Raw genomic sequence first — 20,991 nt, 5'->3', positions numbered from 1 at the left:
GGTTTTCCGGTCCGTTTTATGGGCTCGATGTTTTTCAGTTCGCCGGGATGACCGTTGCCTGACCAGGGTTCCAGGCAAGCAGGATGTCCGATCCCGCGGCAAAGACGCCAGGCGGATATTTGTCGATATGCGCCTCGAGCGCGATCGCCCGCCCATCCGGCAACTCGACCGAAAGATGGGAAATGTGGCCGACGACATCGAAGCGGCGGATCTTGGCGTCTATGACATTGCCGCCGGACTGCCTTGAGATCGCGGCGCGCGTGGCGCTGCTCAGCGTATGAACCTCCATGGCTTCGGCTGGAATGACGACATTGACGGCGGCACCAGCGCTCATGTCGCCATTGGCGCCGCCGGCAAGCGTTCCAAGTGGCGTGTCGACGATGATGCGTCCGTCTTCAATGCCCCTGACCGCGCCATCGAAGATCGTGTTGCGGCCGATAAACCGGGCAACAAACGGGGTGTTGGGGCGTGTATAAAGCTGATGGGGCGGGCTGATCTGTTCGACCCGGCCCTGGTTCATCACCACGACGCGATCGGAGAGCGCCAGTGCTTCCGACTGCGCATGCGTCACGAACACGAAGGTGATGCCAAGCGTTCTTTGCAGCAGCTTCAATTCGTTCTGGATGGCTTTGCGCAGATTGGCATCGAGCGCGCCCAGCGGTTCGTCCAGAAGGAGAATATCGGGCTCAACCACCAGGCCGCGGGCAAGTGCGATGCGCTGGCGCTGGCCGCCGGAAAGCCTGTCGGGTTTTTTCTCGGCGACATCGTCCAGGCCAAGCGTCGACAGCATGCGATCGACCTTGGCGTCACGCTCGGCCTTCGCCATCCCCTTGACCTCGAGGCCATAGCCGACATTGCGGCGGACCGTCATGTGCGGAAACAGGGCGTAGTTCTGAAAGATCATCGATGTCGGGCGGTCAGCGGGTCGCATATCGTTGATGCGAACGCCCTTGACCATCATGTTGCCGGAGGAAATGCTTTCGAACCCGGCGATCATTCGCAGGGTCGTTGTCTTGCCGCAGCCCGACGGGCCGAGGAATGCGATGAACTCGCCCTTGCTGACGGACAGGTTGAAGTCGATCACGGCTGGCGTGCCGTTGTCGTAAACCTTGCCGATCTTGTACAGTTCGAGATCGTAAATCATCGCACTCACTTCGCAGAAAAGGGTGTGGGGCGGGCAAGCAAGGCTGATCGCCCGCCCGCCCCGTCAGACATCAGGCGCTCAGGAATTCATCCCACTTCTGCACCAGGTGATCATATTCTTCCGGCCATTGGTGCCAGTAAGCGACGTTGGCGGCGCGTGTTTCGAGTGAACCGCCATCACGCAGATCGCCTTCCTTGATGCCGCGCTCTGCAGCGCCGACCCAAGGTTTGCCTTCATACCAGAAGGCATATTTTTCCGGCGACATGACCTCCTTGATGTTGGTCGTCGGCGAATAGTAGCCCTGCTCGGAAACAGTGATGCCCGGAGGACCCGACAACCAGTAATCGGCGTAGGCTTCGACAGCGGCCTTGTTGGGCGTGCCCTTCAGCATGGTGTTGCCGATCGACCAGCCGCGATAGCCTTCCTTGGGGATCGCGTATTTGCACGCCTTGCCTTGAGCCTTGACGGCCATGACGGCAGGCTGCCAGGCGTCGCACACGACGATTTCACCAGAGGCGAGGAAGTTGACGAGTTCGCCGAAATCGCCCCAAAGCGCGCGGAACTGGCCATCCTTCTTCTTGGAAATCAGGAATTTCGCGGCTTCGTCGATCTCGGCCGCCGATGCATTGCCCGGGTTCTTCACATCCGAGAGGCCAAGCGTGTTCATCGCCATCACGGCCTGGCCGAAAGCCGTCAACGGATCCGTATTGAGGCCGGACTTGCCCTTCCACTTGGAATCGAAAATCGCCGTCCAGCTGTTTGCTTCTTCTTCGGAAACGATCTCCGGATTGTAGCCAACGGAATCGAAGTTGAAGACAGAAGGCACCATCCACAACGCCGTCTGTGTTTCGTCCGTCCAGATCTGGCCTACGATCTGCGCCGAGGCAGGCCACTTCGGATCGGGCTTCTTGAAGATGTCGCGGATGTTCGACCAGTTCTTCAGCGCCGAGGTCGCGATCGGATCGGCATTGTCTGTCATGACGACGGACGGCAGGCGCTCGCCAATGGTTTCCCAAACGTCATAGTCCTTGGAACCGGACAGGATCTTGGTCTGCGCATCCGGAAAGGTTGCCGCCGTGCCCGAGGTCGTGCCGACACCGCTTGCCGTCTTGAAGTCGGCTAGGATGCGTTCCTGAACGGTCACCGAAAGACCGATGGTGCGCAGCTGTTCTGATGCAAGTGCTGTGCTTTGCGCGTAAGCGGCGCTGGAAGACAGGAAATGCGTGCCGCCTCCCATCGCAAGCGCCATGGCGCCCGCGGAACGCTTCAACAGTGAACGACGATTGATTTCTGACGAAACTGACATTGCTTTGTCTCCAGTTGTTCTTGTGTTCCCCGGAGCATCCCCTTGTGGATGCCCTAATCCGTTGTTCTGGCGTAATAATTCCGAAAATCTGTCGAGGGTTTTCGGAGGACGTCGTGTGCTAGTACCGGCCTACAAGGAGGCCGCCATCCACGACCAGCGTCTGGCCGGTCATGTATCTCGCGCCGCGTGATGCGAGGAATGTGATCACGTCGGCGATTTCCTCGGGTTCGCCGATGCGCCCCATTGGAATGAAGGCGCCGGCGGCTTCGGCGCCCGCCGCCCCCAGCGAATTTTCCTCCGACAGAAGCTGGGCGGTGCGGATATAGCCAGGCGCCATGCCGTTGACGCGGATGCCGTCACGGGCGAGCTCCACGGCAAGGCCGCGCACCAGGCCGACGACGCCAGCCTTGGCGGCGGAATAGTGCACATGTTCGTCCCAGCCATAGGACGTCCCCATGATCGAGGAGAGCGCGACGATAGCGCCGGATTTGCGCGCCTTCATTCCGGGAACTGCGGCACGCGCAACGCGGAAAATGCCCTTCAGATCGATATCGAACGTCAGGTCCCACTTGTCGTCATCAAGCGTTTCGACCGGCGCCCTGTGGGCGATGCCGGCATTGGCAACGATCACATCGATCCGACCCAAACGCGCCTCCACGTCGGCGACCAGCGCATCGACGGCGGACGTCGAGCGCACGTCCAGAAAATGGAACTCAGCTGACCCGCCAGCCATCCGGATGGCCTCGACCGTGTCGTTGCCCTCGCGCTCCAGCACATCGGTGACGACGACATGGTCGCCAAGCACTGCAAAGGCCTTGGCTGTCGCCTGCCCGATGCCGATGCCGGCACCGGTGATGAGAACGACACGGGAAGAAAGCGGCGTGTCAGTCATGGTCGTCATGTCCTCGCTCACAGCATCACATCGCCGGAATTCGGACCGAGCGTCTGTCCGACAAACAGGCTGGCCTGCGGCGAAGCGAGAAAGGCGACGGTTGCCGCCACTTCCTCAGGCTCGCCGAAACGGCCAAGCGGCAGCTCGGATGCCTTGCGAGTGCGCCATTCCTGCGACAGTTCCCGAACGAGCGGTGTGTTGATGGGCCCAGGCGCAACCGCATTGACGCGCACGCCGCGGCTCGACACCTCTCGGGCCAGCGACTTGGTCATGCCGATGATCGCCGATTTGGCGGCCGCGTAATGCGAAAGCTCGACGCCGCCGATCTGGCCAAGCTGCGACGCGACATTGATGACGGCGCCCTTGCCAGCCCTCAGCATCGCCGGCAGAACCATCTTCGTCATCAGGAAGGTTCCGCGGACATGCACCGCAAACATCCGATCGAAATCCTCTATCTCGAGATTTTCAAACAGCGACTGATGCACGATGCCGGCATTGTTGATCAGCAGATCCGTGTCGCCGAAGGCCGCGACAGCCGCCGCATGGATGGCCTTTGCGTCCTCTTGGGACGAGACGTCGCCGGCGGCTGCGACAGCCTTTCCGCCAGAGCCGGCAATTTCCGCGACCACGGCCTGCGCGCGCTCGAGATTGAGGTCGTTGACCAGGACGGCATAGCCATCGGCGGCGAGCCGGATGGCTATTGCCCTGCCAATACCGGAACCGGCGCCGGTGACGATTGCGCTCGATATCCCGCCGGGCATCATGCCTCCTCCTGGATCGCGACACGGCGGGCGCGGCGGATCGACAGCATCATCAGCACCGCATAGGTTCCGAGCAGTGCGAAGGAAAACAGCGTCGTCAGCACCCCGAACGCAAAGACGTTCGGATGGACCTCCACCGAGAACGTTCCGTAGATTGCAAGCGGCAGCGTCAGGTCACGGCCGGACGCAAACAGGGTGCGCGAAAACTCATCGTAGGACAGCGTGAAGGCGAACAGCATGGCCGAGAGGACGCCCGGAAAAATCAGCGGAAACGTCACCTTGCGGAACGTTTTCACAGGCGACACGCCAAGCGACCAGGAGGCCTCCTCGACGCTCTGGTCGAAGCGGTTGAGGATTGCCAGCATCACGAGGAACGCGAAGGGATAGGTGTAGACGACATGAAGGACGAAGGTCGTTCCCCACCAGTGCCGGTCGATACCCAATGCATTGGCGATCAGCGCCATGCCAAGCCCGACAAGGACACCGGGGACCATCATGCCGAGTACGATCAGGTAGAAAGCAAAACCGGAGCCGGTGAATTTCTTGCGGAATGCCTGTGCCGAGGTAACCCCGAGAACGGTCGAGACGATCATCGTCATCACCGCCAGGACGAGCGAGCGGACGAGCGCCTCCTCAATCGGTAGCGGTGCGATGCGCGTCGGCGGTGTCATGCCGAAAAGATGCTTGTACCAGTAGATCGACCATTCGATGATCGGAAACTGCGGGCCGCCCTCCGGCCCCGTCTGGAAGGACAGGATGGCGAGAACCACCATCGGGCCATAGAGAAACACGAGAAACAGTGCCGTATAGATGCCAAGAGCCAGCTTTGTGCCGCTTGCCTGCATGATCAGAGCTCCTTCCTGAGATCGACCACACGCAGCAGCGCAGCGACGACGATGCCCATCAGAATGGTCAGGATCACGCCCGCGACCGCGGCAAATGCCCATTTCAGCGATCCGACCTGTGTCACGATGATATTGCCCAGAAGATTGACCTTGCGACCGGACAGGGCCGCGGATGTCGCGAATTCGCCAAGCACCATCACCGACACGAAGATCGCGCCGACCACGACGCCTGGCATCGACAACGGTAGGATGATGGTGCGGAAAATCCGCCAGAAGCCGGCACCGAGATCCTGTGCGGCTTCAATGACGCTTTGGTCGATGCGGCCCATCATGAAGGCGATCGGCCCGACCATGAACACGCAATAAATCTGCGTCATGCCAATGATGACGGACAGCTCGGAAAACAGCAGCACCTCTATCGGCTTGTTTATCAGGCCGACACCCTGAAGAATGAGGTTGATCGCGCCCTCCTTGCCGAGCATGGGACGCCAGGCGAGAACGCGGATCAGAAACGATGTCCAGAACGGAATGACGCAGAGCACCAAGAGCACCGTCTGCAGGGTCTTGTTGCGCACGAACAGCCCGACAAAAAGGGCAGCCGGATATCCGACGATCAGGGTTGCCGCCAGGACGATGAGCCAGATGCGAATTGTCGTCCAAAGCGCGCTAAGATAGGTGTCGCTGGAGAAAAACGTCACCCAGCTCTTGATCGTCAGCGTCGGCGTTATCGCAAATGTGGTCTGCGTCCAGAACGAGACGTAGACCATCATCAGGATCGGCACGACGAGGAAAAGAACCATCCAGATCACGCCAGGCGCAAGCAGCCAAAACGTCCTGTCGGGCATTTTCTTCGCGGACCGGTCGGCGGACGCGGCTTCAGCCGTGGCGGCAGTCATCGCCATCGTTCAATCTCCATTCCGCTGGCAAAAGCATGGCCCAAGCGCGATTCATGCATAGACAAGTGCATTCTGGCGTTTCCAAACGAGGGCGTAGCGGCCGTGCGGCACGCAGGCCTGCGGCGCCGCCTGGCTGAGATGAGACTCGACCTCGATCACGCGCCCGTCATCGAGCGAGAAAAAGGAGTTGATGGCCGCGCCTGAATATTCGTCGGCAATGAACGTACCCTCGATGCGGACTTCCTCTGCTGTAACGGAGGCTACGAGCGGCCTGATTGAGATTCGATCGTAACGGATGGCATAGGCTGGCTGACCGCGCGCATCAGCCTGCTGACCCTGCAACGGAAATTTTCCCACCGGACTGACGAAATCATCCTTCGAGAGCTGCCCCTCGAAGAGATTGTAGCAATTGAGAAATCTTGCCACGGCCGCCGATCGCGGCCGGTTGTAGACAGTGTCGGCGTCGTCAGCCTGCGCGATGCGCCCACGATCCAGCACGAGAACGGTGTCACCCATTGCCAGTGCCTCGGTCTCGCTGCCGGTCACATGCAGAAACGTTACGCCGCAGCGCTCGCGGATCGCCCGCAGCTCGGCGCGCATGCGCGTGCGCAAATTGGCATCGAGCGCGCCAAGCGGCTCATCCAGCAGGACCAGCGACGGCTCGGTTATCAATGTTCGGGCCAGCGCCACGCGCTGACGCTGGCCGCCTGAAATCTGCGCGACGCCTCGGTCTTCAAGACCGGTCAGACCGACGAGAGCGACGATATCCTTGACCTTGGCGCGAACGACGGCCGAATCCGTGATTGGATTCAATTCCCGGTTCTCCAGGCCGAAAGCTATGTTCCTTGCGACGGACAGATGCGGGAACAGAGCGAAATTCTGGAACACGAAGCCGATGTTGCGGCGATGCGGCGGAACCGCTTCGACGCGTTCGCCCTTGAAAAGGATGCTGCCGCTATCGGGAGCCTCGAAGCCGGCAATCACGCGCAACAGGATCGTCTTGCCCGATCCACTCGGACCGAGAAGCGAGATGTAGGCATTGTCCGGCAGCGAGATATCGATGCCGTCGAGCGCCCGCAGCGCGCCGTAAGCCTTTGTCACCTGAGAGAGCTGCAAAACTGCCGCCACGATTTCCCTGCCGGTTTCTCGCAAGTAAACTGTCGCTTACGTCGCCGCGTGGTGCTGCGGAAACGTTTCCGCGAACGGACAAGCCGATAGCGGTTGCGCGCCTGATCTGCGCGCATCGAAGCAATCCGTTTCTTGTGGTTGTGGTCATCCACCTCGGGATGCTTCTTGCGGCATCCGCTTCAAAATTTATGGCATAAATGATTTTTGTATTCAATAGGCTTTTTAGCATTTCGCTATTTTGAGCGCATCGAGTCAAATAGCTGACCGGCGCTGGCGCCTGCATCGACATTTCACAAACGCTTTCGCCCTGTCGAAATGTGCAATGGGCTTGTAACAAAGTAACAGCTTATGCCTAGGCAATGCGAAAACGCTGCCTGTTTGGAGCAAACAGAGCCTAAATTTACGGCACGAATCCACTCTCTAGCGCAGATTCGCTGATCGCCATGGGTTCAAAGCAAGCGCCATGCCAACTATACGCGCGCCGAAAATTCCAGTGCTGCCGGTCCAACTTTTCAGATTTTGTATGCAAAAGTCATTATTTGTCGATGTGAAACGTTCGCAAAATAGCGTACACACAGACATCCAGTTTCCTGTCCTCATCAGGGTCAAAGACGGAGAATGCCTCTCGCCATGACACGCAGCAATGCAGGCCAGAACACGCAGCGGCGCTACGAAATTGCCGAAGATGTGCTGCGCAACAATATTAAAGACGGGTTGCTTCCTCACGGGCTGGTTCTTCTCGAAGGACCGATCGCAGAAATTCTGCAGACCTCTCGGGCTCCCGTTCAGCGCGCGCTTCTGCGTCTCGAAGCCGAAGGCCTTGTCCACCGCTTCAAGGGCAGAGGGTTTCTTGTCGGCCCGCAAGGTCGCGATATCGTGCCCAATCGCACCGACATAAAGTCGCTCGGCCTTGTCGTTCTGCAGCATGCCGATGAAGCGCTTCAAAGCCGCTCGTCCTGGGAGCGCATCTACAACACGGTCGAAGCCGACGTTGCCGGCTGCGTCGTGTTCGGCAAGTACCGGATCATCGAGATAGAAATCGCCAATCACTTCAATGTCAGCCGCACTGTGGTGCGAGACGTCCTCAGCCGCCTGCAGGAACGTGGCCTTGTGCGCAAGAACCAGAGTTCCCATTGGATGGCCGGCCCGCTGACCGCCCAGACGATCAAGGATCACTTTGCGCTCCGCCGCATGCTGGAGCCGTCGTCGCTGCTGGCGGGTGCACCGCTCATTGACCGCGACAGGCTGACGAAACTTTTTAGCCAGCTTGTGACCCTTGAGGAACTGGATACCACCGATCACCTCAAGAATATCGAGGAGCTTCAAACGCGACTGATCGAAACCTGCATACTGACCACGGAGAACGAGCAACTGCGCGAGCTCATCCGCAACAACCTGCTTCCCGTTGGCGCTTCCGAGCGGCTGCTGCGCAAGCTCGGGCTTCCCGGCGATCCGACGGTCATCACCGAACTGCGCCTGATTGTGGAGCTTCTCATCCGCGGTGCCGTGACAGCCGCGGCCGCGATGCTGGAAACACATCTCGACGCCGCGATGAAACGCATGATTGCCCAGATGAAAATCGTCGCGATCATTCCAGGCCCGAGTGTGACCGCCGGTTACCTGACGCGGGTCGAGTAGCCGGATCACAATTATCGTCCCGTGCGCTCAAGCAAACACGCTGATACTATCCCGCAATGCCAGACCGGGCGGTTTCATGGCAGGGCAGTGTCGTCACAGAGATCCCAGCAGCGCCGACAATCAACGAGATCGCGGTAACGCTACTAAAATGGCCGTTCGCCGAATTTCCCAGGTCTGCCCTCTCACTCCCACTCGATTGTTCGCATCGAGCCTAACGAGTTGATTCGTCGTTGCAAAAAATTTCTCCACCTTGAAAAACCCCGTCGCCCGAGCCGTCAGATGCGCATGGCTTTTGAATTCAAAGAGGAATTTGATCGCCCAAGAAAATCTCCGCTTTCAGAGACTATCAATATCGATCGGTCCACTTTTCTCGAATCCACTGGCAACGCCGCACCGCCGACATAGCCGAAGACTACCGTCAGCAGCGCGTGGGATTGACCGCGATGTCGCTTCAAGCGATCGCAGCTCGGCTTCCGACCGGATTACGGCAAGCGTCGCCGGCGACTTGCCGGGCCTCAGTCGCGCGATACGGACAGTCCCGCGAGAAGCGGCGCATACGCGGCGAGCCTGCGGGATACGAACTCGGTGAAGAGCCGCACGCGCTTCGTCTTGCGTGTCTCCCCCTGTGTGAGGAGCCAAACCGTTCCGTACATGTGCAGGTCGGTACCCGGCACCCTCACCAGTAGGGGGTCGGCATCGCCAACGAAGCACGGCAGTGTCGTCATCCCGAGCCCTTGCCGTACGGCAACGATCTGCGCCTCGGCGTCCGAGATCCTGAATGGAACCCCCGTGGTGCGAACCTCACCCTCGCTGGCCCAGTCCGGGATTCCATGAATGCTTATGACGATCCACCGGATGGGATCAGGCGCGCCCGCACGCCACGCGGCTAGTCGATCGCAGGACATGTAGACGCCGCCGAACAGCTCCGGTCCCTTCATGCCGTGAAGATTGAGCGGCAGGGTTTTGCGGTCGTATACGACGCGGATCGCGACGTCGGCCTCGCGGTTGGTCAGATTTGCCAGCTCACCGGACGACAAGATTTCCATCTCGATGTCCGGATGCAGACGCGCGAAATCGGCGAAGTCCGGCATGAGCAGGTGTGTCGCGAGGGGCGGTGCCAGCGTCACCCGCAGAAGCCCGCGCACGCTCTGGTCGCGCCCGAAGACGCGCGTCTCCAGCTGGTGCGACGACGCTTCCATCTGGTTCGCGAGCTCGAGGACCTCCTCGCCCGCAGCCGTCAGGCGGTAGCCCGAAGGCAGCTTTTCGAACATGTGCGTTCCGAGGCGTTCCTCGAGCTGAGCGATGCGTCGCAGCACGGTCGAGTGATTCACCCCGAGGTGCGCGGCGGCGGCCCGCACCGAGCCTCCGCGCGCGACGGCAAGAAAATAGCGAACGTCATCCCAGTCGATCATGGTGCAATCCGGCACCGCGCGGTGCGCCTTCCAAAGCCCGTATCTAGAGCAATTCCAGGAAAAGTGTGAAACGGTTTTCCGTCCGGAATTGCGTCAAAACAAAGAGTTAGAGCGGGTCGCCGTTTCCGTGAAACGGTGAACTGCTCTAACACATCGAACAGCAGTACGGGCGGTCATCATAGCTTATGTCGACGAGCGCGGCCCAATTCCTAACGGCGGACACCGATCGTCGCGGCTGGCGTCAGTCGTCCAGCCGGATCGATTTCGCACCACCGATGTGCGCGCTTCCGCACTCAACAACTGACGCCGGCGGACCCATTTCGAGGTTCTCGGAGGCAGATGCTGTCCCGACATCACCAAAGGAGAAGTCATGGGAAAGCTTGAGGGTAAGGTTGCAGTCGTCACGGGTGGATCGAGCGGCATGGCGCTGGCGAGCGCCAAGCGGTTCGTTGAAGAAGGTGCCTATGTTTTCATCACGGGCCGGAGACAGGAGGCGCTCGACGAAGCCGTCAAGCTGATTGGCCGGAACGTGACCGGCGTGCGCGGCGACGCGGCCAATCTCGACGACATCGACCGCCTGTTCGACACGGTCAAGCGGGAAAAGGGCAAGATCGACGTCCTGTACGCGAGCGCCGGCGCGGGCGAAGCCGTCCCACTGGGCGAGATTACCGAGCAGCATTTCGATGTGACCTTCGGCCTGAATACGCGCGGCACGCTGTTTACGGTTCAGAAGGCGCTACCGCTGTTCAACGATGGCGGATCGATCTTCATGACCGGGTCAGTTGCTTCGGTGAAAGGTTTTCCTGGTTACGGCGTGTATGCGGCGAGCAAGGCGGCGTTGCGCTCATTCGCACGCACTTGGCTCAACGAACTGAAGGGCAGGAATATCCGGGTGAACGTGCTGAGCCCGGGGCCGATCGCCACACCGATGCAGGACCAAGTTCTCACCGAGGAGGCGAAGCGGATGTTCGAATCCCTGATCCCGCGGGGAAAGATGGGGCGTCCTGAGGAAATTGCGGCGGTCGCGCTGTTTCTTGCTTCAGACGATTCGAGCTTCGTGAATGGGGTGGAGTTGTCTGTCGACGGCGGCTTCTCGGCCATCTGAAATCGCGCCGGGTCGCGGGAAGCGGCTGACCGGCGGGAACTAGCGTGTCCATGGTGGAACACTACGCAAAGGTCGCCACACAGCGGAACGGATAACCCAGCGCCGTTGAAGTCTGGGGAAACAATACCAACACGGATCGGAGAAGCATTATGAACTACGCGATTGTAGGATTCGGTAAGATAGGCCAGGCTCTCGCCCATGCCTTCGCCCGTAAAAACATCGACGTGACCGTCGCGAGCCGCCGTCCGCCCGAGGCGTTGGCGCCGCAGGCTCGGGCGATTGGACCCACGGTCGTCGCCAAGTCGCTGCGGGAAGCACTCGAGGCCGACACAATCATCTTGGCGGTCCCTTTCGGGGAGCATCGCGAGGTTGCGAAAGCCCTGCCGAGCTGGAGAGGCAAGACAGTCATCGACGCGATGAACGCGTTTCCTGTCCCTGAAGAGCTGGACGGCCTCCCGTCCTCCGCCTTCGTTGCGAAGTCGTTCACCGGCGCCAAGTTCGTGAAAGGCTTCAATCACTTGATTGCAGCCACCCTGGCTACCGATCCGGTCGTCGAGGGCGGCCACCGGGTGGTCTTTCTGTCGAGCGACGACGAGGACGCGACCGCTCCCGTGGCGGCCTTGGCCAAACAACTCGGGTTCGCACCCGTCAAGCTGGGAAAGCTCAACGAGGGTGGCGCGCTGGTGCACGCACGCGGCCGCATTTGGGGCCAGCTGATCTTCCAGGATTTGTTCAAGAAGGAGCAGTAATGGAATATTTCCCTTGGAACGGACGAGTTCGAGGGCGTGCTGGGACATGGCAACTTCCTTCTTGAAGCCGGGGAACATCCAGCGCGATACAGGCTATAGCTGCGATGGCGGCTTCGCGGAGTATGTCATCGCTTCTGCGGCTTTCACCGCGCGACTTCCAGCCGGTGTCGATTTCGCCCAGATGGCCCCGATCCTGTTCGCTGGCGTCACGACCTACAAGGGGTTGAAGGAGACCGAGGCACGTCCGGGCGAATGGGTGGCGATCTCGGGCATCGGCGGCCTCGGCCATGTGGCGGTCCAGTAGGCCTCGGCCATGTGGCGGTCCAGTATGCCAAGGCGATGGGCTTCAAAGTCGTGGCGCTCGACGTCACGCCGGACAAGCTCGCTCTGGCGCGAGCGACCGGAGCGGACGTGGCCATCGACGCCCGCTCTCCGAACGCAGTGGCCGATGTCCTCAAGGCGACGCGTGGCGGCGCCCACGGCATTCTGGTGACAGCCATCTCGCCACCAGCCTTCACCCAGGCGGTGCACATGGTGCGTCGCAAGGGTACGGTCGCCCTTGTCGGTCTTCCGGCCGGAGAATTCCCGACCCCGATCTTCGACGTCGTGCTGAAGCGCATTACCTTGCGCGGATCCATCGTCGGTACGCGACGCGATCTCGACGAGGCCATTGCCTTCGCGGCCGAGGGCAAGGTGCGGGCAGAGATCACCAAGGCGCCATTGAGCGATATCAACGCGATCCTCACGAGGCTCAAGGCAGGCAAGATCGACGGCCGCATGGTTCTGGATCTCACCGCGCCGATAGAGACGAGTGCGAAGAAGACCGAAGCCGCATATGCCTAAGTCAGCCAGGTGGCCGCGCCTCTCGACCACCTTTGCCTGACGAGCCTCAGGGTGAGTGGAATAGGTACTCCGGAATCAATCGCGTATCTCTTCAGAGCGTCCGCGCCACACCACCGGCGCGGACGATCTCGTCCTGGAACCCCGACGGCTATGGAAGGGTGCCGATCGAGCAGCCTCCTTCAAGTCCGCCACGGTAGCTCGCCGGCATCAGGATTGATCTCGCACAAGGACTAGGACCCCTGAGTCGCTACGTTCCGCGCATGATCCTCAATCTGCTCATCGGCACCGTCGTCATCAGTCTGACGGTCCTGGTCCATACGTTTGGGCTGATCGCCGTTACCCATGCAATGGGATATCTCGTCGCCCGGTTTTGCATGCATGGGCGCCGCAGCCGTACAGTCGCAATGATCAGCGTGGTGATGGGGCTCTTCGCCGTCATGACAACCGAGATCTGGCTCTGGGCAGGGCTGTACCGGCTGCTTGATATCTTCGCCGACTTCGAGACCGCCCTGTACTTTTCGACGATTACCTTTTCAACGGTCGGCTATGGCGACGTCGTACCCGCTCACGCATGGCGCGTGCTGGCGGCACTGGAGGGCATGAACGGATTTCTGCTGATTGGCTGGTCGACTGCCTACCTGGTCGCTGCGGGAACCCGAATCGGCCCGTTCAGGGCGGGGGAGTATTTCTGATTGAGGTTCAAACCACCACCGAATGCTGGGCCTCGCCGACCGCGAGATGCAAGATCGGTTTTCCGATCGTAGCCGCCAGCAAAAGCCAGTCCGGCTCCTTGATCGTGATCAAAGATTGCCTTGGCGAGTGGACTATGATCCCAGCTTCAAAGGAGAACCACGATGCAGAACATCAAGGTCGATGAAGCACTATGGGCATCCAGCATGTTGCCTGAGGGCATTGTAGAGCGATGGTTCATCGCCAGCGGTGCCACGATCAAGGTTGGCGAGCGGATAGCGGAAGTTCGAATTGAAGACGCGTTGCATGAGATCGTCGCGCCTGCAAGCGGGCGCGCGACGATTGTCGCGACGGCGAACGCCGTCATCGAACCCGGTTCGGTGCTCGCAACATTGGATCACACACTGCAGCCTGGCTGACGAGGTTCAATCCTCGCGGCGCGGCATGGTGCCCCTACCTGAATCCCTTGGCCTTAAGACGACAGGGAATCGACGCAGAACGCAGGAGATCGCAGGATGCATATCCGCACACTCTCTACCCTGGAATGCACCAAGATGCTGACAGCCAATCGCGTGGCCCGCCTGGCGTGCGCCAAGGACGGGCAGCCGTATGTCGTTCCGGTGCACTATGCATACGCCGACAATCATATCTACGCGTTTTCCATGCCGGGCAAGAAGATCGACTGGATGCGCGCCAACCCACTGGTGTCCGTCCAGGTCGACGAACACGGCGAAGGGCGGGGCTGGAAAAGCGTGGTTGTCGATGGCCGCTATGAGGAACTGCCTGACCGCATAGGCTACAAGCTCGAGCGCGACCATGCCTGGACGTTGCTGAGCAAGCACGCCGACTGGTGGGAGCCCGGCGCCCTCAAACCGGTTCCGACTCCGGTGTCAGATAGTACGCCGCACGTGTTCTTCCGGATCCTCGTCGTGCAGGTGTCAGGCCGGGAAGCAAACGAGTAGGCCGTTTTCAGTGCCTCAATACATCATCACCGTCGAAGAGCGACGGCCGGGCCGACGCGGAAGTGCGGAAATTGCACAGATAGATCATCGGTATAGCGACTTGCGCTGCTGACGCTGAGGTCCAACGCCGTGATCTTGACGCAAGTCAAGCACCATCGTTGGACGCATCCCAAGAGTGGCTCAGAGTCGGTGCATCTGCGGCTGTGCCGGCTACTGCGACGACTCTAGAGGCATAGATCACTCGCACAGGGAACGGAGCGTTTCAGGCTTGCGGATTTCGAGGCTACGAAGTCCGTGAAACTTGAGCACGCCCCTGTCGCGTAATCTCGATAGCACGCGCGATACTGTTTCGATCGTGAGGCCGAGGTAGTCGCCGATATCCTGCCGGGACATCGGCAGCTCGATCTGAGTGAGTTCTCCCTGGCGATCAGCCATGTCGATTAGGAAAGCGGCGATGCGTTCGATCGCCGTCTGCCGGCCGACCACCAGCAGATGTTCCTGGGCACGCACCATGCAGCGAAGGGCAAGCGGCAGCAGTTCGCGCGATCTGTCCAGGCCGGCCACTGGTCGGAATGTCCGCAGCCCTGTCGTGACGATGGCCTCGGCAAAGAAGTGGTGAGCAAGGTCAGCTTCAAACCCAAACATCTCTCCGGCCAGATGGAACGCCGTGATTTGCCTGCGCCCATCGGCAAGCAGTCGGTAAATGCGGACCGCGCCGAACTCGATCTGGTAGTGGGAAGCGACCTTTTCGCCTTGTGCGTAGATCTCTGAGCCTGCGTGGAAGAACGAGAGCGGCACCGGCCTGCCATCATTCGGCACGTCAAGTTGCGGGGCCAGGGAGGTCAGGATCTCGAAGGGCACCCGAGTGTTGACGATTGCGTTCATTGCTGTTTCCCAGATTTCGGTGAAACAGCAATCGCGCAGAATGCCGGTCTGCGAAATTCGGTTATGTCCTAAGGGATTTTACTTAGTCCGCGAGTAGGTGGCGGGCCGAAAAAGCCAGCACCATGTCAATCAGGTCATTCCCCTCGACCGGCTTGGTCAGGATCGCGAACCCTTCGGGACCAGCGGTTGGATCGACTTCTTCTACAAGAAGAATCACCCGCCCGGCGAAACGGGCAAGCGGCTGGCGTCCAGCAGGACTGAGCCGGATCGCACTTTCGTCGACGATGACGCAGGCAGCAGCGTTTGCCTCGGGGGAAACCTCAACTGTCGAAAGCAACGCATGCGATTCAACCGGGAAGCCTTCCACTTCAAGCGCGAACTCGAGCGAATGCCTGAGCCCCGGGTCGGGCGCCACGACTAATATGGTTTTGGCGGCGGGCAAGGATCACAGCTTCCGGATATGCCAGCGAGTTCATCCCGCCGGCCATCTCGCAGCCAGCAGCAATCCGGCGCGTCCCGCGTTGCGCCAGATCAATCCTTGCGAAATTCAGGCTGGGCGAAATTCAGGCTGGACCGAAACCAGCGGCCAATGCCATCCGGACAAGCTGCGGCAGGCTTGTTGCCTGCATCTTGGCCATGACATTGGCGCGGTGCACCTCGACGGTGCGCGGGCTGATATTTAGATCATAGGCGATCGACTTGTTCGGCAATCCAGCCACCACACCAGAGAGAATCTGGCGTTCGCGGTCGCTCAACCGCCCAAGCCTTGTTTGGATCGAAGCGACATCGTCGAGCTGCGGCGGTTTATCGACAAGTTGTTCGGCCGCCCGTTGGATGGCTTCAATAAGGACAACGTCCTCGAACGGCTTCTCGATGAAATCTGTAGCGCCGGCCTTCATCGCCTCAACCGCCATGGGGACATCGGCGTGACCTGTGATGACAACGGCCGGAAGCGAGGTATTTGCTTTCACGAGATTTCGCAAAAGCTCCACCCCGGTCATGTCGGGCATGCGCAGGTCAGTCACCAGAACACCATTTCTGATGCCCGATGCCGCAGCCAGAAAGTCGGTTGCGCTCTCGTGCATCTTGACGGCGAATCCCGACATTGTGAGCAGAAATGCCAACGACTTCCTGACCGGTTCCTCGTCATCGACAATGTGAACGATGTAGTCACCCGTCTCCATGCGTGTCCTCTTCCGTAAATGCGGGTAGCGTGAAGCGGAACGTTGCGCCACCAGCGGCGTTCTGGCTTACCGTCATGGTCCCACCATGCGCCTCGACGATCCGCTTGGAGATCGACAGTCCAACACCCATTCCACCAGGCTTTGTCGTAACGAACGGTTTGAAAAGCTGGGCGGAAATCTCCTCGGAAATCCCTGGCCCGGTATCTTCGACCACGACGGCGATTTCACCGCCCTGCGCGGCATGGGTGCGCACAACCAGCTCGCGGCGCGCGCTGTCATGCATGGCATCCATGGCATTTCGCATGAGATTGGTCAGCACCTGCTGGATCTGGATGCGGTCGACCATCACGGTTGCCGGTCCCGGCGCGAAGTCGAATACGGTCCGCACCCCGCGCTCGCGCGATCCGACCAGCGCCAGAGCCCCTGCCTCTTCCACCAGGCTGCGAATGTTCTCCGGTGCTTTCTCGGTGGCGCCTTTGGTGACGAATTCGCGAAGATGGCGGATGATCTGCCCCGCACGCAGCGACTGCCTTGCGGTTTCTTCCAGTGCAGCCCTCATCTTTGTCGCCACGGCGTCGTCCATGTCGCGCAGCAGGCGGGCACAGCCTTGAACGTAATTCGCAATCGCCGAGAGCGGTTGATTCAACTCGTGAGCGAGCGTCGAGGCCATTTCGCCAAGTTCATTGAGGCGTGCCAACCTTGCCAGTTCGCCCTGGATCTCATGCAGGCGAGCCGCCGATTCCTCACGCTCCGTAAGATCTCGGATGAAACCGGTAAAAAAGGTCTTGCCACCCGACTTCATCTCGCCGACCGCCAATTTCATCGGAAACGTCGAGCCGTCCTTGCGTCGACCGGCAACAACGCGATCGATCCCGATGATCCGTTTTTCTCCCGTGGTCAGGTACCTATGCATATAGCCGTCATGCTCGTGGCGATAAGGCTCCGGCATCAGCAGGCGCACATTCTCTCCAATGACCTCTGCTTCGGCGTAGCCGAACTGCCGAACAGCGGCCGCATTGAACGAAACGATCGTGCCGTCCTTTTCAATGACGACAGTCGCGTCGATCACCGTATCAAGAATGGAGCGAAGATGAGCCTCCCTCGTGTCGAGCGTGCTTTCGGCCCGATCGATTGCCTTGCTGGCACGGTGCAACATTTCGCCCATCCAGGCGATCGCCAAGGCGACAAGGGCGAAGACAACGAGTTCAACCGGATTTTGGGCGCGATCGGACTGAAGACTGTCCAGCCACGACGCTCCGCCTAGCGAAAGTGCTACGGACAACAGCCCAGGCCAGATACCGCCAGCGATCGATGCGACCAGGATAGCAGGCGTAAAGAGGGTAAACGTCGCCCGGTCTTCGAGCAGCCCTTGCAACAGAAATCGGAGCAGGACAGCGACCGCCACCATGAAAATGGCCAGCAGATAGCCCTTGCGGCCTTCGAAACGGCCAGACAGCACCGCTTGCAGGAGGCGCCCTTTGATACCGGTGATGTCCCGCGCTGGCATGAAATTTGTTACCGCTGAGCTGAAAAGCTGCTGCCAAGCTCAGCCGACGTAGCTGAACGTTCGTCACTTAGCGCATTTTTTGCGTTCGATCCCGAACAGAATGAGAAAGAACATTTGCTGTGCGAGGCAAGCAAGCAAGAACTCATCATAGGGCGCCAGATCGCCACGTCATATCCAGATATTTCGTGCGCGGGTTTGCGCCAGCGCAAATCGCAACGCCATCCCGTGGAGTAGAAAGCCGCAACGGTTGATGCCGTGCTGAACCTAGGAAAGGACTACTCCATGAAACTGACCCTGATCGCCGCAGCCATCGCGTTGTTTGCTCTGGCCGGCGCAGCAAGCGCTGAAGAACACGTCGTGCAGATGCTCAACAAGGGCGAGAAGGGTTCGATGATCTTCCAGCCCGCCTATATAAAAGCGGTGCCCGGAGACACGATCAAGTTTGTGCCCACCGACAAGTCCCACAATGCCGAAACCGTCAAGGGAATGCTGCCGGACGGCGCTGAAGCTTTCAAGGGAAAGCCAAGCGAGGAGATAACCGTGACCGTGACCCAGGAAGGCGTCTATGGCGTGAAGTGCGCCCCGCATTACGGCATGGGCATGGTGGCGCTGATCGTCGTCGGCAAGCCCGTGAACCTCGATGCGGCAGAAGCCGTCAAGCAGACCGGCAAGGCCAAAACGGTGTTCGCGGAGCTGTTCGGCGAGGCGACCAAGGCCGCCTCCAACTGACATCTCCATCATAGATACCCTCCGGTTGGCGATCGCCGGAGGGAAACGGCCGGACGGACCACGCGGGGGGGTCCAGTCCGGCCTATTTCATATGGAGCGCGCCGCAACACGACCCTCTCCACATCTCTCTAACTCGACGTCGCCCGGAAACAAACGCGGTTTGCGCCAGCGCAAAGACGGTCCTCGAAAGCAGCCTATACTTGGGTCATCAAGTGATTGACGCACAAGGAGATTGAAATGCTTACGCGACGTGAAGCTCTGTTGGGAACTGTCCTTGCCGCCGCCGCGGTGGCAACGGTCGGCGCAATGCCGGCTGTGGCAAGCGCGAAGGAAGTGGTGGGACTGCCGCGCGAGAAGGTCACCCTCGTCGCGCCGCCCTTCGTCCACGCTCACGACCAGGTGGCCAAAGGCGGTCCGAAAGTCGTCGAGTTCACGATGACAGTCGAGGAAAAGCCCGTCGTCATCGACGCGGATGGGACGCAGCTCAATGCGATGACTTACAACGGCTCGATCCCCGGCCCCCTGATGGTTGTCCATGAAGGCGACTATCTCGAGCTGACACTCATCAATCCCGACACCAACACGCTTGCGCACAACATCGACTTCCACGCTGCCACGGGCGCGCTCGGCGGTGGTGGGCTGACACTGATCAACCCCGGCGAGCAGGTAACGCTGCGCTTCAAGGCAACGCGCACGGGAACGTTCGTCTATCACTGCGCGCCCGGCGGACCGATGATCCCGTGGCACGTCGTGTCGGGCATGAGTGGTGCGGTGATGGTGCTGCCGCGTGATGGCCTCGGGGACGACAAGGGCAAATCCATCCGCTACGACCGCATCTACTATATCGGCGAAAACGACTTTTACATCCCTCGCGACGAGCAGGGGAAATTCAAGAAATACGAAACGGCCGGCGACAACTATGATGAAACTGTCAAGGTCATGCGCGGATTGATTCCGACTCACGTCGTGTTTAATGGCAAGGCAGGATCCCTGACCGGCGAGAACGCCATGAAGGCGAAAGTCGGCGAGACTGTCCTGATCGTCCATTCGCAAGCCAACCGCGATACACGGCCGCATCTGATCGGTGGCCACGGTGATTACGTCTGGGAGCAAGGCAAGTTCGCCAATCCTCCGGCAAAGGACCTGGAGACCTGGTTCATTCGCGGCGGCTCGGCCGGCTCGGCCCTCTACACCTTCCTGCAGCCGGGCATCTACGCCTACGTGAACCACAATCTGATCGAGGCCGTGGAACTCGGCGCGACCGCACATTTTGCGGTCGACGGAACCTGGGACGACGACCTGATGAAGCAGGTCGAAGCCCCAAGGGCCATTACGTCATAGTGACGAGGATCCGATCCTGAACATCGACGCGACCCTGCGCCATCTGCGCAAGGTCGCGTACGCGCCCGGACGAAATGCCATGTCTTTCAATCCCATCGTAGCCCTCGGAAGTATCGCGACTGCCGCGCTGATCGTCATGGGGGCGACCAGTGCGCTCGATCGGTTGGCCGGTTCGCTCGTGGCGAGCCCCGAACTTGTGACCCTCACGGCCGGATCGTTCGACCATCCTCGACCTGGTGAATTCCTGGGGGAAGGCCATCCCGTCGCGGCGCCGCGGATCCTGGCAACGGTCGGTGCTCCGCTGAAAATCATGAAATACCAGGTGACTGCATCGGAATACGGACGGTGCGTGACCGCCGGCAGCTGCAAGGCATCTGATACTCCGGGCAGTGGCAATTTTCCGGTCACCGGCGTTAGCCACATCGACGCCGAGGCCTATACGGCCTGGCTCTCGGCCCAGACCGGCGCGACATGGCGGCTGCCGACAGATACAGAATGGGCTTACGCCGCGAGCGAACGGTTCCGCGGCGACATCGAGGGCGGCGCCGGTGACCCCAACAATCCGGCGCTGCGCTGGCTCGCCCAATATCGCACCGAGGCTTCGCTTGGACGGAAATCTGATCCCGAGCCAAGGGTTCAAGGGGCGTTTGGAACCAACTCAAAAGGGGTGGCAGACATTGCAGGCAATGTCTGGGAATGGACATCGACCTGCTACGTCCATGCAGCTGTAGCCCGCAACGGCATCAGCATTGTAAGTTCGATCGACAATTGCGGGGTGCATGTCGTGGAGGGCTTCCACCGCACATACATGTCCAACTTCATCCGGGACGGGAAAAGTGGCGGCTGCGCGGTCGGCACGCCGCCCGACAATCTGGGTTTCCGCCTTGTCCGCGAACGTCTCAACATCGTGCGAGCCACCCTGCGGCGTCTTGGATTCTCTTGACGCGCGGATGCCGCGTTTCGAGGCGAGGATC

21 protein-coding genes and 1 pseudogene are annotated in these 20,991 nt (G+C 60.1%); 10 read left to right on the top strand and 12 right to left on the bottom strand.

Translation table 11 applies throughout. The annotated features are described in order from the left end of the window. Window positions 1-34 precede the first annotated feature (34 nt). The 7 genes from FCU66_RS11000 to FCU66_RS10970 form a co-directional block, all read right to left on the bottom strand. On the bottom strand, window positions 35-1,144 hold the full coding sequence (locus FCU66_RS11000) for an ABC transporter ATP-binding protein (RefSeq protein ID WP_136619233.1): 1,110 nt from the start codon (window positions 1,142-1,144) through the stop codon (window positions 35-37). A 70-nt stretch (window positions 1,145-1,214) separates the two neighbouring features. Beyond that, on the bottom strand, window positions 1,215-2,450 hold the full coding sequence (locus FCU66_RS10995) for an ABC transporter substrate-binding protein (RefSeq protein ID WP_136619232.1): 1,236 nt from the start codon (window positions 2,448-2,450) through the stop codon (window positions 1,215-1,217). 118 nt (window positions 2,451-2,568) lie between these two features. Beyond that, complete coding sequence (locus FCU66_RS10990) at window positions 2,569-3,351, bottom strand: SDR family NAD(P)-dependent oxidoreductase (protein ID WP_136619231.1); 783 nt, start codon at window positions 3,349-3,351, stop codon at window positions 2,569-2,571. 8 nt (window positions 3,352-3,359) lie between these two features. Next, on the bottom strand, window positions 3,360-4,106 hold the full coding sequence (locus FCU66_RS10985) for an SDR family NAD(P)-dependent oxidoreductase (RefSeq protein ID WP_425462850.1): 747 nt from the start codon (window positions 4,104-4,106) through the stop codon (window positions 3,360-3,362). After that, on the bottom strand, window positions 4,103-4,948 hold the full coding sequence (locus FCU66_RS10980; protein ID WP_136619230.1) for an ABC transporter permease: 846 nt from the start codon (window positions 4,946-4,948) through the stop codon (window positions 4,103-4,105). The genes FCU66_RS10985 and FCU66_RS10980 overlap by 4 nt, the downstream gene beginning before the upstream one ends. A 2-nt stretch (window positions 4,949-4,950) precedes the next feature. Continuing rightward, window positions 4,951-5,850: an ABC transporter permease gene (locus tag FCU66_RS10975; RefSeq protein WP_136619229.1), complete on the bottom strand. Its 900-nt coding sequence runs from the start codon at window positions 5,848-5,850 to the stop codon at window positions 4,951-4,953. Window positions 5,851-5,895: 45 nt separating this feature from the next. Continuing rightward, window positions 5,896-6,972 (bottom strand): ABC transporter ATP-binding protein, encoded by a 1,077-nt coding sequence (locus FCU66_RS10970; RefSeq protein WP_136619228.1) that lies wholly within the window; start codon window positions 6,970-6,972, stop codon window positions 5,896-5,898. A 618-nt stretch (window positions 6,973-7,590) separates the two neighbouring features. Between FCU66_RS10970 and FCU66_RS10965 the strand changes: the two genes are divergently transcribed. Then, window positions 7,591-8,610: a GntR family transcriptional regulator gene (locus FCU66_RS10965; protein ID WP_378977939.1), complete on the top strand. Its 1,020-nt coding sequence runs from the start codon at window positions 7,591-7,593 to the stop codon at window positions 8,608-8,610. 515 nt (window positions 8,611-9,125) lie between these two features. On the opposite strand, the gene FCU66_RS10960 is transcribed toward FCU66_RS10965, so the two are convergent. Continuing rightward, window positions 9,126-10,022 carry a LysR family transcriptional regulator gene (locus FCU66_RS10960; RefSeq protein WP_136619226.1) on the bottom strand — a complete coding sequence of 299 codons (897 nt, stop codon included), beginning with the start codon at window positions 10,020-10,022 and terminating at the stop codon, window positions 9,126-9,128. Between the two features lie 370 nt (window positions 10,023-10,392). Between FCU66_RS10960 and FCU66_RS10955 the strand changes: the two genes are divergently transcribed. The 6 genes and pseudogenes from FCU66_RS10955 (at window position 10,393) to FCU66_RS10930 (ending at window position 14,371) form a co-directional block, all read left to right on the top strand. Continuing rightward, window positions 10,393-11,127 carry an SDR family NAD(P)-dependent oxidoreductase gene (locus FCU66_RS10955; protein ID WP_136619225.1) on the top strand — a complete coding sequence of 245 codons (735 nt, stop codon included), beginning with the start codon at window positions 10,393-10,395 and terminating at the stop codon, window positions 11,125-11,127. Window positions 11,128-11,276: 149 nt separating this feature from the next. After that, window positions 11,277-11,876, top strand: coding sequence for an NADPH-dependent F420 reductase (locus tag FCU66_RS10950; RefSeq protein WP_136619224.1), 600 nt, complete (start codon window positions 11,277-11,279; stop codon window positions 11,874-11,876). A 79-nt stretch (window positions 11,877-11,955) separates the two neighbouring features. Beyond that, window positions 11,956-12,719 (top strand): annotated as a pseudogene (locus FCU66_RS10945) (zinc-binding dehydrogenase); the annotation flags it as partial. A 260-nt stretch (window positions 12,720-12,979) separates the two neighbouring features. Next, a complete protein-coding gene (locus FCU66_RS10940) occupies window positions 12,980-13,411 on the top strand; it encodes a potassium channel family protein (protein WP_136619223.1) in 432 nt (143 codons plus the stop codon). A gap of 162 nt (window positions 13,412-13,573) precedes the next feature. Continuing rightward, window positions 13,574-13,828, top strand: a complete 255-nt coding sequence (locus FCU66_RS10935) for a lipoyl domain-containing protein (protein ID WP_136619222.1) — start codon at window positions 13,574-13,576, stop codon at window positions 13,826-13,828. Window positions 13,829-13,924: 96 nt separating this feature from the next. Beyond that, window positions 13,925-14,371, top strand: a complete 447-nt coding sequence (locus FCU66_RS10930) for a pyridoxamine 5'-phosphate oxidase family protein (protein WP_136619221.1) — start codon at window positions 13,925-13,927, stop codon at window positions 14,369-14,371. A 237-nt stretch (window positions 14,372-14,608) separates the two neighbouring features. Here the strand turns inward: FCU66_RS10930 and FCU66_RS10925 are convergent, their stop codons facing one another. From FCU66_RS10925 to FCU66_RS10910, 4 genes are all read right to left on the bottom strand, one after another. Continuing rightward, window positions 14,609-15,256, bottom strand: a complete 648-nt coding sequence (locus FCU66_RS10925) for a helix-turn-helix domain-containing protein (RefSeq protein ID WP_136619220.1) — start codon at window positions 15,254-15,256, stop codon at window positions 14,609-14,611. An 82-nt stretch (window positions 15,257-15,338) separates the two neighbouring features. Further along, on the bottom strand, window positions 15,339-15,698 hold the full coding sequence (locus FCU66_RS10920; protein WP_136619219.1) for a transcriptional regulator: 360 nt from the start codon (window positions 15,696-15,698) through the stop codon (window positions 15,339-15,341). A 121-nt stretch (window positions 15,699-15,819) separates the two neighbouring features. Continuing rightward, window positions 15,820-16,440 carry a response regulator FixJ gene (fixJ, locus tag FCU66_RS10915; RefSeq protein ID WP_136619218.1) on the bottom strand — a complete coding sequence of 207 codons (621 nt, stop codon included), beginning with the start codon at window positions 16,438-16,440 and terminating at the stop codon, window positions 15,820-15,822. Beyond that, complete coding sequence (locus FCU66_RS10910; protein WP_136619217.1) at window positions 16,427-17,947, bottom strand: PAS domain-containing sensor histidine kinase; 1,521 nt, start codon at window positions 17,945-17,947, stop codon at window positions 16,427-16,429. The genes fixJ and FCU66_RS10910 overlap by 14 nt, the downstream gene beginning before the upstream one ends. A gap of 282 nt (window positions 17,948-18,229) precedes the next feature. Between FCU66_RS10910 and FCU66_RS10905 the strand changes: the two genes are divergently transcribed. The 3 genes from FCU66_RS10905 (at window position 18,230) to FCU66_RS10895 (ending at window position 20,960) form a co-directional block, all read left to right on the top strand. After that, window positions 18,230-18,676, top strand: coding sequence for a pseudoazurin (locus FCU66_RS10905; RefSeq protein WP_136619216.1), 447 nt, complete (start codon window positions 18,230-18,232; stop codon window positions 18,674-18,676). A gap of 237 nt (window positions 18,677-18,913) precedes the next feature. Continuing rightward, window positions 18,914-20,017 (top strand): copper-containing nitrite reductase, encoded by a 1,104-nt coding sequence (nirK, locus tag FCU66_RS10900; protein ID WP_136619215.1) that lies wholly within the window; start codon window positions 18,914-18,916, stop codon window positions 20,015-20,017. Window positions 20,018-20,096: 79 nt separating this feature from the next. Continuing rightward, a complete protein-coding gene (locus FCU66_RS10895) occupies window positions 20,097-20,960 on the top strand; it encodes a formylglycine-generating enzyme family protein (RefSeq protein ID WP_136619214.1) in 864 nt (287 codons plus the stop codon). The last annotated feature ends 31 nt before the right edge of the window (window positions 20,961-20,991 follow it).

Origin of the sequence: Mesorhizobium norvegicum (assembly GCF_004919685.1) — a bacterium.
Classification (GTDB): Bacteria; Pseudomonadota; Alphaproteobacteria; order Rhizobiales; family Rhizobiaceae; genus Mesorhizobium; species Mesorhizobium norvegicum.
Note: the sequence above shows the minus strand (reverse complement) of the source record. Positions and strands in the feature narration are given on the sequence as shown.